This is a genomic window from Streptomyces sp. NBC_00258 (assembly GCF_036182465.1).
Taxonomy (GTDB): domain Bacteria; phylum Actinomycetota; class Actinomycetes; order Streptomycetales; family Streptomycetaceae; genus Streptomyces.
The window spans coordinates 1,817,989-1,832,095 of record NZ_CP108081.1 but is presented as its reverse complement, the minus strand read 5'-3'; the positions used below and the strand labels follow the sequence as shown (position 1 = coordinate 1,832,095).

The window sequence follows — 14,107 nt, the reverse complement described above, 5'->3', positions numbered from 1 at the left end:
CCCACAGGAGCTCTCGTGACGTACGACATCGCCGCCCTCCGCTCCCAGTTCCCGGCGCTGAGCGCCGGAACCGCGCACTTCGACGGCCCCGGTGGCACCCAGACCCCACAGCCCGTCATCCGGGCCATCGCCGACGCGTTGGCACAGCCCTTGTCGAACCGGGGGCAGGGAACGCCGGGGGAGCGGAACGCCGAGAGCATCGTCACCAAAGCCCGTCAGGCACTGGCCGACCTTTTGGGAGCGCAACCGACAGGGATCGTGTTCGGCCGTAGCGCCACCCAGCTCACCTACGACTTCTCCCGCGCCCTCGCCAAGACGTGGTCGCCGGGGGACGAGGTGGTCGTCACCCGTCTCGACCATGACGCCAACATCCGCCCATGGGTTCAAGCCGCCGCCCAGGCCGGTGCCACCGTGCGATGGGCCGACTTCGATCCCGCCACCGGAGAACTGACCGCCGCCGACGTCCGTGCCGTTCTGTCCCCGCGCACCCGGCTGGTCGCCGTGACCGCCGCCTCCAACCTGATCGGCACACGTCCCCCGATCACCGAGATCTCGGGCCTGGCGCGTGATGCCGGAGCGCTCACCCACGTCGACGGCGTCCACCACACCGCCCACACGCTGGTCGACCTGGAGCGGCTCGGCGCGGACTTCTTCGTCTGTTCCCCGTACAAGTTCCTCGGCCCCCATCACGGAGTCCTCGCCGCCCGGCCGGAGTTGCTGGAAACGTTGCAGCCGGACAAGCTCCTGCCCTCCACCGACGCGGTCCCGGAACGCTTCGAACTGGGCACACTGCCCTACGAGTTCCTCGCGGGCACGGCAGAGGCGGTCGATTTCCTCGCCGGACTCGACGCGGATGCCACAGGAACGCGACGACAGCGCCTCGCCGCGGCGTTCACGGCACTCGAAGCACACGAACAGGCCCTGCGCACACGGCTCGACAAGGGACTGTCCTCACTCCGAGGAGTCCAGGTCCACTCCAGGGCGGTCGACCGCACTCCCACCCTGTTGCTCACGTTCGAGGGACGCTCGTCGGTGGAGGCCTACCAATTCCTCGCGGAGCGTGGCGTCCACGCGCCGTCCGGGTCCTTCTACGCGATCGAGGCCTCCCGTCGGCTCGGCCTGGGCGACACCGGTGGGCTCCGGATCGGCCTGGCCCCCTACAACAACACGGAGGACGTCGAACGGGTCCTGGAAGGCCTGTCCGAGTTCCTGGCGCACTGAGGGGAACCATTGGCCTCGTTCAGGGGACAGGCGCCGGCGCCGGATCCGCTCCCCACGCGGCAGCGCACAGTGACCGGTCGACCTCCTCGGTGTAGTGGGCAGCCGCGAGCCAGGCGTGGGTGAACCGGTTGACGTCGGCGGGGACGAGACGGCCGAAGACGTCGCGGGACCGGTCCGCTGCGGCCGAATGGAGTTCGTCTAGGAGGTCTCCGGCGCAGGCGAAACCGTAGCGGCCCAGGCGTCGGCTGTCGGTGGCGCTGTCCCCGGGGAAGGCGAGCACGCGACGGCCCGCCGAGGCCGCCTGGTGGACACGGCGGCGCAGGAGATGCAGCGGGGCCTCGTCCGAGGCGGGTGGAGATCCGGCGGGCGGCATCGCCGGGGCGGGCAGGTCCGCGTGCTGGAGGCGGTCGAGACCCAGGTCGAGATGGACCCCGGGATCTCGGGGGTGGTCCGAGGCGAGGAGCAGCGCACGGGGCACGGGAGACGGGTCGAGGCGGGCGACGACACGCAGTCGGGTGCCCGGGGAGGCCGCGAGGAGACGGAGGTTGTCGCGGTAGGGCAGTGCGGGGTGGTCATGGGCGGCGGCGAGGCGGAGCGTCAGTCCGTCGCAGTCGGCGAGCAGGCAGTCGCCCGCTGCCTCGCGGACCGTACCGGTCAGGGTCACGTCGAGGAACAGCAGGCCGTCCCCGCCGGTCAGGGCACGTGACACCTGGTCGGCGACGGGCAGGGCCCACAGGCGGTCGAGGGGGGCCTCGCGCCAGGCGGCGCCGGACGCGCGCACGGCCCGTACACCCGCGCCCGCACCCAGTCGGCCCGTCGGGGAGACGGTCGCGCCGGACACGGCGAGCCCGGCCCCCGACAGTTCACGGTGGGTGAGAGCGGTGTCCCCGATGCGTACGGCCCGGTCGGCCGCACCCACCGCCCGGCCGGGCCCTCCCGGGACGACATCCGAGACCGTACAGAGACGGCCCTCGGCATCGGCCGTCCAGGTGACCGCACCCGCGTATCCGGTCGCGGTGAGGACGGGTTCGGAGAAGAGCCCGTACAGCCGCAGGGATCCGTCCGGGGTGTACGGCTGCCGTGCGGTGCCGCGCAGGGTGGCGAGTTCGGGACCGGTGGAGCCCGGAAGGCGATGGGTGGTCCCGAGGACGTCGCGGAGAGCGGCGGTCAACTCGGTGAGGCGGTACGCCGGATCGGTGCCGCGGGCGGCGCGCAGCTGGGTGACCACGGAGACCGCGGAGGCGGCGATCCTGGGCAGACCGCTGATCCGCGCGGTGTGAGCGGCGCGCAGCAACTCCGCCTGCAGCACGGCTCCCGCCCCGTCCGTACCGGCTTCGAGTACGGCGGCCGCGGCGTCGTACATGGCTTGCGCGGCGGCGCACTGGTCGGGGGTGGGGGACTCGGGCTCCGTGGGTGACGCGGACTGGGTGGAGGCCGGAGTGTTCGGTGTGCCTGGTGTGCCTGGTGTGTCCGCCGCGGTTGGCGTATTCACGGAGGCCGGGCCGTCCGGGGAGACGGGCACGTCCTCGCCGACCGATGCGGACAGGGCTTCCGGTACCGTCCGCGACTCGGTGTCGGAGTCGGAGTCGGCGATCGGTGCCGCCGAGGCCGCGGCCGCGCGGTGCAGGCAGTCCGGTGCGAGCAGACAGCCGCAGCGGATCGCGTCCGTGCTGGTCACGGTGCCACCGGGGGCGTGCAGTTCGAGGTGGGTGTCGTCGTCGACGGCGATGCGTACGGTGTCGCCGTCGCGGACGGCCGGCCGCCCCGCCAGCTTGGTGACTCCGGCGTCCAGCCGCTTGCGGAGCCGGGGCGTGAGCCCTTGGACGAGTTCGGCGGTCACGGCCGGTGAGACTGGAGGCAGGTCGAGGCTCAAGAGACTTTCTCCCCTACCCAGCGGGCGAGTTCGAGTGGGCTGAGGGCGGCGACGGGCATGCCCGCGGCGACGAGCTGGCCCGCGACGCCGGTCGAGTAGCGGGGGCGACCGGCGTCGTCCAGGCTCGCGCAGCCGAGTACGTGGCAGCCGGCCCCGACGAGACTGCGGACTTCGGCGAGCAGACCACCGAGGGGGTAGCCCTCCTCGAAGTCGCTGATGACCACGACGAGGGTGCGCGACGGCACGGTGACGAGCTCGCGGGCGTGGCGCAGCCCGGCGGCGATGTGGGTGCCGCCGCCCACGCTGACCTCGAGCAACAGCGACAACGGGTCGTCGACATGGCCGGTGAGGTCGATGACCTCCGTGGAGAAGGCCAGGAAATGGGTGGACAGGGTCGGCACTCCGGCCAGGACGGAGGCCGTGAGAGCGGCCCAGACCGTCGAGGCCTCCATGGACCCCGACACGTCGGTGACCAGGATGAGCCGCCAGTCCGCGGCGCGTTTGGCGCGCGAACGGAAGACGGGGTGCTCCGGAATGACCTGGACGGTGCCGTCCGGGCCGCGGCGCGCGGTCGCGAGGTTGGCGCGCAGGGTGCGGGGCAGATCGAGGCCACCGCCCGGCCGTCGGCTGGGGCGCGGCAGGACCGTGCCGTGCAGAGCGGGGCGCAGGCGTGTGGCCAGTTCCCGGGTCAGCGCCTCGACCAGGCGGCGGACCAGCGGGCGCAGGGCGGCCAGTTGTGCCTCGGGCAGTCCTCCCGCGTGCTGGAGCACGGTGCGCAGCAGGTCGACGGAGGGCCGCACGACGTCCGGGTTGAGCTCGGCTATCACGTCCTTGCGGCCCGACGCCGCGGCCGCCGCCAGCACCTCTTCCCGGATGCCCGGTCCGAACAGGGCGGCCAGTTCCTCGGACCACTCACGCACTCCCGGGTACGAAGCCTCCCTGCCGCCCCCGCCACGTCGGCGAGGTCCGGTCAGGTCGCCCCTGCTGCCCTCGCCGCGTCCGCTGCCGTACAACTCGTCCAGCGCCGTCGCGAACGCCGAGGCCGAGCGCGGCAGTTGATCCGTACGACGGCCGAGTACGAGCCGCCAGCGGTCGGCGGACGCGAGGACGTGATCCTCGGGGGAGTGGTCAGCAACTCGCTCGGTTGCTTCGGTTGCTTCGGCTCCGGGGCCCGAGAGGACCTCGAGGGCTTTGGCTGCTTCGCCCGCTTCGGGGTTCTCGGCCGTCGGAACGAGGTCGTCCCCCTTGGGCGGAGGCAGCAGCCCGAGTGTGCGCAGGGCGGCGCGGGCCGCGAGGTCCGCGCGGGTCCAGGTGGCGAGTGCGGCGGGGTCGACGCCGCCGGTGTCGGTCAGATGCGTGGTGGCGAGGCGCTCTTCGACGGTGTCGAGAAGCCGGTCGCGTGCCGCCGGGCTGAGGGTGTCGAAGCCTCCCCGGAGCGCGGGGAGCCGATCGAGGAACTGCCGGTCGGGCATGTCGACGATGCGGTTGAGCAGCGGCTCCAGGGCGGGAGCCGCCGCCTCCAGGAGCGGGCCCGCGGCGGTCAGCACCCCGACGAGCCGGTCGGTGAGGGCGGTCCGGGCCTCGGGAGTGTTGGCCGAGTCGACCCATGAGGCGATGCGATCGCCCAGAACACGCGGGTCCTCGTGACCGAGGAGTACGCGTACGGCTCCGGCGGCGCCGCGCATCAGCGGGGAGCCGTCGGCGGCCAGCCGGGCGAGCGCGTCGGCGAGCCGTATGCCGCCCAAGAGGTCCGCGCGATGGGCGAGTTCGAGCAGCGCGTGCGCGTCGTTCCGGTCCTCGGAACCCGTGAGACCGTCCACCTGGCGCACCGCCGCGGCGGTCAGCAACTCGGCCACGGTGGCCACCGTTTCGGTGCGTTCCTCGTCGGTACCGAGGCCCGCGACGTGACCCGCCCGCAGTCGGTCCAACAGGGCCAGACCGGCGAGGAGTTCCGGCAGTGCGGCGGACTGCGGCAGCACGTCGCGGACGTCGGAGAGGCGTTCCTCGGTGAGGGCGGGCAGGCCGCACTCCGCCGCCTGCCGAAGACCGTGCAGGGTCTGCGCGGCCGTGGGCCCGCCCTCGTCGCGCTCCGCGCGCCGGCGTTCGCGCAACAACCCTTCGGCAGCCTGCGCGGCGGTGACTCCTCGGACACCGGCGGCGGTCAGCATGGCCGCGGTGGCGGGTGTCCAGCGCACCTCCCAGCGAGAGGTCAGGGCCTCGGACCCGCCTGCGCCGACGACCTCCTTGTGGTCTCCGTACGGCACGCCGCACACGGTCAGGCGCTGCAGCAGGAGTTCACGGCGGCGGTCCAGGTCGGAACGCAGCGGGTCCAGGCGCAGATCCCGCTTGGCTTCGGTGCCCCGGCTGTCGGGCCCGGGCAGCCCCAACGCCGTCAACTCCGTCTCCACCGCCGGAGCGAGTCCACTGCGGGGCGCGCCGGGTGCCGGGCGGCCGCCGCGCGTTCCTACCAGCACCCGTTCCATCGCCTGCGCGACGGCGCGGCCACGCCCGTACGGCTCACCCTGTGTGAGTACGGTCTGCACCGCTTCGACCAGCTCGCCCCGGCCGGCCGCGGGGAGTCCGCGCAGCCGGGCGAGGTCTCCCGCGAGGCGGCAGATCTCCCGGGCGTCGGGGGGTCCGGACGGGTGGCCGAGGGCGCGTAGTTGGGCACAGATCCGTACGGCGGCGCGTGTCAGGGCGTCTTCCAGCGCGGCCGGGTCGCCTGCCGCGCCCAGGACCAGGTGCTGCCATTCCGGGTCCCGGATGCCCGCCGGGTAGCCGGACCGCTCGTCGAGAAGCGCGTAGGTGTAGGGGATGAACGACGTCGTCCATGCCGAGGCCTCGGCGCCCGGGCCGCCGGGAACGGGCGATCGAGGGTCCGCCGGTGTGCCCGGTGACGTCAACGCCGGGGCGTGGAAGGCGCCGACGACCACGGCGGCGCGTTCGCCGTTCGCGGTGGCGGCGGCCAGCCGGGCGCGCATCCACTCCTCGCGCCGCAGGTCCAGCTCGGGCACACCTCCCGAGGCGGCCGCGTCCTCGCGCAGCGCCCAGCCCGTCAGAAGGGCGGCGCGCCGCAGTGCTTCGGGAGGCGAGCCCGGGGCGGCCGCCTCGACGAGACGGTCCCACAGGTCGTCACCGGTACGGCCCGTGAGCCGGGCTCGTAGCGCGGTGGCGAGGCCGGCTCGGCCGGACGTCTCGTGGACGCCGACGGGAGCGGGAGCGCCCGGTGTCTCGCCGGTTGCGACCCGGTCGGCGCCGGGGGTCTGCGCTGGTGGAGGGGCAGGGCTGCCGGACGGCTGTGCGGACGCCGGGGCGCCGTGAGGGTCGGGCGGCTCCGGGGCCGAGGTCAGGTCCGTACCGTCGTCCGGGCATGCGGGAGCGTGCCGTTCGGCACTCCACGCCCGGTCGGCGAGCGGGAGATCGCATGCGACGACCGGCACGTCGTGCCGCGCGGCCCAGCGCACGGCGGCGAGTTCGGGGGAGAAGTCGGCGAACGGATAGAAGGCCGGGCCCTGGCCGCCGCCCCCGTCGCGGGGAGCGGCGGCGAGGGCGACCGGGGCCCGCGTCTCCTCATGACCGAGCCAGGGCAGCCATTCCTGCATCTCGCCGGGGAGTTCGACGAGCAGCACGTCCGGCTTTGCCTCGTCCAGCAGCGCGGGCACGGCCGCGGCCAGGGAGGGCGCGTGGTGCCGTACGCCGATGAGGTAGGGCGCCGCCGGGTCGGTGAGGGCCGCGACGGCTTCGTCGGGGGAGAGGGACACGGTGGTCAGTCCTCCAGGACGGTGCGCAGGTCCCACAGGGTGCGCCAGGTGGCGGAGCCCTGTTCGGCGCGGCGCCTGACGGGGCCGTCCCAGTAGCCGCGGAGCCTGGCCGCGTCGGCGGGGTCGTCCTTGCGGACCACGCCGAGGAGATGACCGGGCAGCAGGCCGAGGACGTCACGGTCGCCAGGGAAGTAGGCGGCGGCGAGCCCCAGCGCGCCCGCCACGGACACGGCTTCCGCGGTGCTCATCACCGTGGAGGGCCGCTCGACCTCCCAGCCTTCCGCGGACCGGCCCTCCCGCAGGTCCCGGAAGGCCGTGATGAGGGCTTCCAGTACGGCGTCGTCGACCCGGAAGGGTGCTCCGGCCCGCTCGACCGAGGCACGTGCCTGACTGCGTACGAGCGCGGTCTCGGCGTCGAGGTCCGTGATGGGGCCGACGGTCTCGAAGTTGAAGCGGCGCTTGAGCGCGGCCGACATCTCGGAGACCCCCTTGTCGCGCAGGTTGGCGGTCGCGATGAGGCTGAAGCCGGGTGCCGCGTGGGCCAGGGAGTCCTCGGTGCCCGCCAGTTCGGGTACGGCGATGCGCCGCTCGGAGAGCAACGACACGAGTGCGTCCTGCACTTCGGGCAGGCAGCGGGTGACCTCCTCCACCCGGGCGACGGCTCCCCGGGTCATGGCGGTCAGGACGGGCGAGGGCACGAGGGCCTGCCGGCTGGGCCCCTGGGCCAGCAACAGGGCGTAGTTCCAGCCGTACTTCAGCTGGTCCTCCGTCGTGCCCGCGGTGCCCTGGACGACCAGGCCGCTGGTGCCGCAGACGGCGGCGGACAGCAGCTCGGAGAGCATGGACTTGGCGGTGCCGGGCTCGCCGACGAGGAGCAGCCCGCGCTCGCCGGCGAGGGTGACGACGCACCGCTCGACCAGGGCCCGGTCGCCGACGAACTTGCCTTCTACGACGAGGCGCCGCGGCACACCCTCGGGCGTCGGGGCGTCGTCGGGCAGCCGCAGGGCCCGGCCGTCGCTGCCCATGACGAACGTGACGACGGCACGGGGCGTGAGCCGCCACGCAGGTGGGCGCGGCCCGTCGTCATAGGCGGCGAGGAAGGCCAGTTCGGTGGCGTGCCGGTCCTCGGGCGGGGTGATCTGGCGGGCCGTGTCGGGGGCCAGGGTGGCGGTCATCGGTGGTCCGTCCGGTCGGGTCGGGAGGTCGTCAGCAGAGGGGGCGTCATCCGGGGAGCCGTCATCCGGCGCGCCGTCAGCAAGGGTTCATCCGGTCGGCTCGGGTGGTGGTCATCGGCGGCGGCCCTTCCGGGTGGCGCGGGTGGTGAGCTTTTCGTAGGCGGGCGCGTCGCCGTCCTGGACGCGCTGCCAGGCGTGGGCGAACAGGTCGGGCACCGGGAGGCGGGGCACGGCACGCGAGCCGTCGCGCACCGGGTAGAGGCCTTCCTTCCAGGTCTCCACCGGCAGGGCGGGGGACTTGAGGTCGCGCCAGCCGCACGGCAGGAAGAGGGTGCGCCCTGCGCGCGGTCGCTTCGCCTCGACGACCAGGTCGGTGGCGGCCAGTTCGGTGCGGGCCTTCTTCAGCCGGGCGGGCTTCCAGCCGGTCCAGCGTGCGCAGTTGCGGTCCGTCGGATCGGGCAGGGCCAGCAACTGGAGGTACAGCGCGGCCGCGTCCTCACTCAGACCGTGAGCCGAGGCCACTTCGGTGACCAGCGCGGGAGCGACGACGGTGGGGTCCTGTGCGTGACCGACGGGCTCCTCCGGGGCGAAGCCGGCCGCCAGGGCGCGGTCGAGTCCGTCGCCGAGGATCGTGCGCAGGGCCTGGAGACCACCGTCGCGGTCCGGACCCACCAGGCCCTCCAGGAGCCCGAGGACCGCGTCGTCCGGACCGGTGAGCGCGGCGGGGCGGAGCAGTACCGTCTCCTGATCGCCGTACCAGGGGCGCAGCACGAGAGCCTCCCCGACAGGCGTCAGGCCGTGTGCGTCGGCGCCTCCGGTGGCGGGAAGCCCGTACGCCTTGCGCAGTTCGACCGCGGTCGAGCCGCCCTTGTCCGTCCACATGACGTCGAGGTCGAGCAGCAGACCAGGGTCGGTGAGGCGGCGCCGCACGGCGGCCAGGCCCTCGGGCAGGCGGGCGCGCAGCGAGTCCCCGTACGGCAGGCCGTAGGCGAGTGCGGCCAGCGAGGCGACGGCACGCGTCAGGTCGTACCGTCCGGGCAGCGCCGCGGGGTCGGCGGCGGCGAGGTTGCCGTCCTTGTCCGGCCGTTGCACCGTCGTACGGCTGATCCAGGGGGTGAGCGTCGGGTTGAGCACGGCCTCGACGGCGTCGGCGGGCAGACCTGCGAGATCGACCCCGAGGTCCTCGGGCAGGCGGACGACGGAACCGAGTCGCTCGGCCCACACCCGGCCCGCGGCCGCGATGTCCGGACCGGACGCCCACAGGTCGGCAGGGTCCTCGGGCAGCAGCACGCTCATGAGGGCGAACCGGTCCTCCCGGCCGAGCGACGACAGCCGGCCGTTGCCCAGGTCCAGCTGCCGGGGTTTCAGGCCGATCGTGACGAGTACGTCGGCACTGGGGTCCCGCGGACGTGCGGCGAGCAGCACGGTCGCCTGGACGGGGCCCAGACCGTCGCGGGTCGCGGCGGCGAACGCGGCGGGCGCATCGGGCCGCCAGGGGGCGGCGCCCTTGTCCCGGATCGTCCGGACGAGAGTGGCCAGCCCGTCGGCGGGGAACGCCGACGGCACTGCGGTCTCCTTGTCCAGGGTGAAGTGGGCCACGGCGCCGAACGCGCCGGAGGGGTCGTGGTCCAGGGCGAGCCAGCTGACCCGGTTGTGCTCGGTGTCGACGGACTGACAGCCGAGGAGGACCACGGTGCGTCCGTCCCGGCGGAGCACCTGACCGGCACGTTGCTGCTTGTCGTGCGGCTCGCTCAGGAGGATCTCGCGCAGCCCGTGTCCGGGTGCGGCCAGCGGTCCTTCGGAGACCGCGTCGAACAGTAGGAGAAGGGCTTCCCGTTCGGCGTCGGTCAGGGTCGGCGTGGCGGCCCGGTAGGCCAGCGGCCGCAGCACGGCCAGGATCGACGGCCACACGATGCCGATGCCGGGGATCGTGCGCTCCTCGCTCCGCCAGCCGTCACCGAGGGCGCCCGTCCGCGCGAGATCGGGCAGCGGCTTGCCGTCGGCGGGCCGTCCGGACAGTACGTGGTTCACGGCCCGGATCTGGCGCAGGGCGGTCCACGCGTGGTTGCCTCCCCACCATCCCCCCAGATCGGCGATGCCGGCGGTGACCGCGCGCAGGGTGCGGTCCTCACCGTGCTCGGGGCGGTAGTCGGCGAACATCTCCTCGTTCTGCCGCTGTTCGGACCGCTTCTTCTCTGTCGGCGGTGCCACGAACGCGGCGGCCGTCCCGGCGAGTTGGAGCGCCGCACGGACCAGGGCGGACACACCGATGAGCAGCCGTTCGTCGGTGAGGCCGGGCAGGGACCTCGACACGGCAGGCCGAATGAAGTCGTCCACCGACGGGACGACGGGCTTGCCGTCGACGGTGGTGTCGGCGGCGTCGCCGGCCTCGACGATCCGGGCCTCACGCTCGGTCAGGGCCTGGGCTCCGGCGCGGAGCACGTCCGCCGCCGCCTCGTCGGTGAGCGCGCGCAGCACGGCGGACGCCCGTTCGTCACGGGGACGCAGTGCGTGCCAGAAGGCGACAGGCGGTACGAGCCGGGTGCCCGCGGCGAACTCCCCGCCCCGCTGACCGGGTGCGACCCGGCCGAGTTCGCCGGTGGCCGAGGTGTCCTCGGAGGCGAACAGCGCGACGTGCTGGTGCAGTTGCGCGGCGATGGGCTCGGCACCTCCGGGCAGCCGGAGCGCGCCGAGAGGGAATCCGCCTGCCTGCAGAGTGACGGTCCGGCCGTCCGGCGTACCGGCGGTCGTCCTGGCCTCGGCTCCCGCGCCCTCCGAGCGCACCCAGCGGCCGAGCACCGAGCCGTCGGTGCCGAAGGGGCTGTGTTCGAGGCCGGGTTGGAGCGGCAGGACCTCGCAGTGATGCTGCAGGAGTGTGGTGTCCTCGCGGATGCCGGAGCGCAGGAAGGCGGGCAGGGAGGCCCGTCCGTGCGTACCGGTGGCCGGGTCGTACTCCAGCCAGACCTGCTGTCGGCCCTGCCTGCCCTGGCGCCAGCAGGTCGTGCCGTCACCTATGACGGACCGGCTCGGCGGCAGGACGGTGTCCCCGGCGTGCAGGGTGCGTCCGCCGGTGGCGCGGCCGCCGTCGGTCAGGGGGATGGAGGGGGCACCGGCGTCGTTGCCGTACCAGTGGGGCAGTTGCTCGCCGCCGAGGGCGAACACCTCGGACGGCCGGGCCGACCAGTAGCCGAACTGTTTGCTGTCCTGCCGCCACATCACGAGCAGTTCGCCGTCGGTGTAGCGGAACTGCGGTTGCTGCCAGCGGTTCAGCTCGACGGGCAGGCTCAGGTCGTGGTCGAGCAGCACCTTGTCAGGTCCGACGACGACGGCCTTGTGCCTGCGGGAGAGGATCAGCGTGGGCCAGGCCTCGGTCAGGCGCAGTGGGTCGTCATCGTGGTTGTGCCTGCGTTTGTTCTTGGGCTTGGTCCCGGTGTCGGTGTCGAGGAGGCGCAGCGCCTCGTCAAGGGCGGGCCAGCCCAGTTCGTCGGGGATGCCGGCCCGCAAGGTGCGGCCGAGCAGCGGCGCGATCTCGTGCTCTCCGACACGTGCGACCGCTTGGGGGCTGACCCGGGCGGCGACCGGACGGAAGGGGCGCAGGCGGTTGAGCGCCGCGCGGGCGCCGGGCAGGCCCGTCGAGGCGCTGAACGTCTTGGCCGCGTCGTCCAGCCACTCGCGCAGCACGTCACCCAGTACGGGATGGGAGGCGAGGTCCTCCAGAACCCCGGCGAGTGCCCGGTTGTCGCTCAGCGCGTCGATGGCCCGGTGCAGCAGGGGCCGGAAACGCGGATCCGCGGCGGTGGCGGTCAGGTCGCGACCACCGGGCTGACCATCGCGCAGCCAGCGGTCGAGGGACAGATACACCTCTCCGTCCGCGTCGGGCATCGCGAGGGGAATCCCCTGCGCCACGCACAGGTCCAGCAGGTCGAGGTCGGCACCGGCGTGCCAGCGGCCCGTGAACAGGTCCACGGCCCGGCCGTCGGCACACAGCCGCGGCGCCATCCGTCCGACGAGTTCGAGCGTGAGCGGGGAGCGCCCGCAGACCGTGCCGCCGTGCTTGCGGTGGGCGGCCCAGCGGCTGAGCCACTCCGCGGCGTCGATGCCGTCGGCCGCGTCCACGCCTCCTGTCTTCTCGCCGTCCGGACTGTTCTCGCCGTCCTCGCGGTCCTCGCCGGTGAGGAGGCGATCGGCGCCGCTCTCCGCGAGCAGTGTCAACCAGAACTCGTCGTCCTTGACGTCGCGTCCCAGGGCGGTCGGCATGATCTCCAGCAGCCGTGCCCGTACGGCCGGTTGCCGCTCGGCGAGGACCGGGAGGGTGGCTCGGTAGGCGGTCCAGAAGGAGACGGGCGCGCGTACCGCGGCGGGCGAGGCGACCAGATCGGCCACCAGGGCACACTCCTCGGTGACCCGGGACAGGCCGGCGGCCTTTATCAGGCCGCGGGCGTCCTGCGGCAGCGACGCGTACGGCGGCATTCCCGCCGCGCAGCGCTCCACGCACAGCTGCCGGAACTGCGCCCACGCCGTGGCCGGGTCGAGCCGGTGGGCCAGGTCCTTCACATGTTCCTTGAGCGCCTTGACCGTCAGTGCCCCGGCGAAGGCGAACTCCAGGAACACGGCGCGCTGCCGCTCCTCGTCGACGGCGAGCGCGTGCACTCGCTCGGCCTCGCGGGCCTTGCCGAAGAAGGTTGCGGCGTACGTAGTGTTCTCGTGCTGGAGGAAGATCCGGGCGGCCTGCTCGTAGAAGGTCGGCAGGAAGTGCGGCACGGCACGGCCGAGCCGCTCGCCGAGTTCCTCGAAGCCCTCCTTGGCGGTGCCGGGGCGGGACTTGGCCTGGCGAGCGAGCCGTTCGACGTCCTTGACGAGGGCCAGTGCGTGGTGGCCGTTGGCCGGGTCGTTGACCAGTGCCCAGGCGGGGAAACCGAGTGTCTCGCGACGTACCTGTCCGACCTCGGGGGTCTCCGGTTCGCGGGCCAGGCCGAGGAACTCCAGGGCGAGGTCCTCGGCCTCGCCGAGGGTGCCCGGCACCAGACGCACGGCGAGCCGGCCGTCCAGCGCGGAGTGGGTGTACGTCCGTACGGTGAGGGAATCGGCGTCCTCGCCGGTGGTGGTGCCCACGGGCAGGACGGCACCGGCTTCGAGCAGCGCGGCCGCGGTGGTGTGTGCGTAGGTGGTCATGCCGCCTGCTCCTCGTCCTCGATGTCACGCCCGGCGAACAGTGCGGCGGCCATGCGCATGCCCTCCGACCAGGCGACGGGCCCCACCTGACCGAGCTTCAGCACCCGGCCGGAGCCGTCGGTCCATATGAGGGGGCCGGTCTCGGTCTCCTCGTAGCCGTCGTAGTCGCCTATCCAGACCCGGGCCTCGACGCCGCGGGCGTCCTCCCGCACGGAGCAGACGGCGTTGCCGCCGCGCACGCGGTAGCCGAGCTGAGTGGTCCTGCCGTGCAGGAAGCGCAGTTGCTTGAACGCGCCGCCCGCGTAGTCCTCCACGGTGGTGGCGTCGGCGTCAAGGCCAGCGGGGCGCTGCCACACTTCGCGGAAGAGCTGCTGGGCCCGCTGCTCGACGCCGAGTTCGACGGCGAACTCCCGCAGTTCCTCGAGGTCGTCGAGAAGGACGGGGTGGGGGAGGTGGACGAGTTCGGGGGCGATGCGGACGCTGTCCCCGTCGAGGTCGACGAGGCCGAGACCGCGGTCGAGGTCGGCGTCCCGGAGGAATCCGGCCACTTCGCCGTCCGGACCGGTGACGACGAGATCGCGCATAGCGCTCTGCCAGGCGGGATCCGGCCACACCCGGGCGATGACGGCGAGCGGGACCGGAAGCGAGCGCACCATCCACTTCTCGACGTCGGTGAGGCACTGGCGTTCGTGCCGTTCCAGCCACTCGGCGAGCTGTCGCAGTCCCATGACCGCGGGATCGTCCGCGAGTTTGGCCGGTACGGACTTCAACCGCCGCCCCGCGGCGTTGCGGCACACCACCTTTCCGCCGTCCAGGCCGACCTCGTAGTCGCCGGCCGTGACCCACCCCATATGTGCCTCCCCGCACTTCACTGATCAAGTGACCGGAACTCTAAGTGAGACCAC

At 73.4% G+C, this 14,107-nt stretch carries 6 protein-coding genes; 1 reads left to right on the top strand and 5 read right to left on the bottom strand.

Going from position 1 to position 14,107, the window contains the following annotated elements; all coding sequences use genetic code 11:
• Positions 1–15: 15 nt before the first annotated feature.
• Positions 16–1,221, top strand: coding sequence for a cysteine desulfurase-like protein (locus tag OG718_RS08530; RefSeq protein ID WP_328843794.1), 1,206 nt, complete (start codon positions 16–18; stop codon positions 1,219–1,221).
• A gap of 19 nt (positions 1,222–1,240) precedes the next feature.
• Here OG718_RS08530 and OG718_RS08525 read toward each other — a convergent pair whose 3' ends face one another.
• The 5 genes from OG718_RS08525 to OG718_RS08505 form a co-directional block, all read right to left on the bottom strand.
• Positions 1,241–3,094, bottom strand: a complete 1,854-nt coding sequence (locus tag OG718_RS08525; RefSeq protein WP_328843793.1) for a hypothetical protein — start codon at positions 3,092–3,094, stop codon at positions 1,241–1,243.
• On the bottom strand, positions 3,091–6,855 hold the full coding sequence (locus OG718_RS08520) for a vWA domain-containing protein (RefSeq protein ID WP_328843792.1): 3,765 nt from the start codon (positions 6,853–6,855) through the stop codon (positions 3,091–3,093). Before OG718_RS08520 ends, OG718_RS08525 begins: the two co-directional genes overlap by 4 nt.
• A gap of 5 nt (positions 6,856–6,860) precedes the next feature.
• Positions 6,861–8,030 (bottom strand): ATP-binding protein, encoded by a 1,170-nt coding sequence (locus OG718_RS08515; RefSeq protein ID WP_143641632.1) that lies wholly within the window; start codon positions 8,028–8,030, stop codon positions 6,861–6,863.
• Between the two features lie 111 nt (positions 8,031–8,141).
• Positions 8,142–13,202 (bottom strand): hypothetical protein, encoded by a 5,061-nt coding sequence (locus tag OG718_RS08510; RefSeq protein WP_328843791.1) that lies wholly within the window; start codon positions 13,200–13,202, stop codon positions 8,142–8,144.
• Positions 13,199–14,053 (bottom strand): DUF4132 domain-containing protein, encoded by an 855-nt coding sequence (locus OG718_RS08505; protein ID WP_328843790.1) that lies wholly within the window; start codon positions 14,051–14,053, stop codon positions 13,199–13,201. The genes OG718_RS08510 and OG718_RS08505 overlap by 4 nt, the downstream gene beginning before the upstream one ends.
• Positions 14,054–14,107 lie beyond the last annotated feature (54 nt).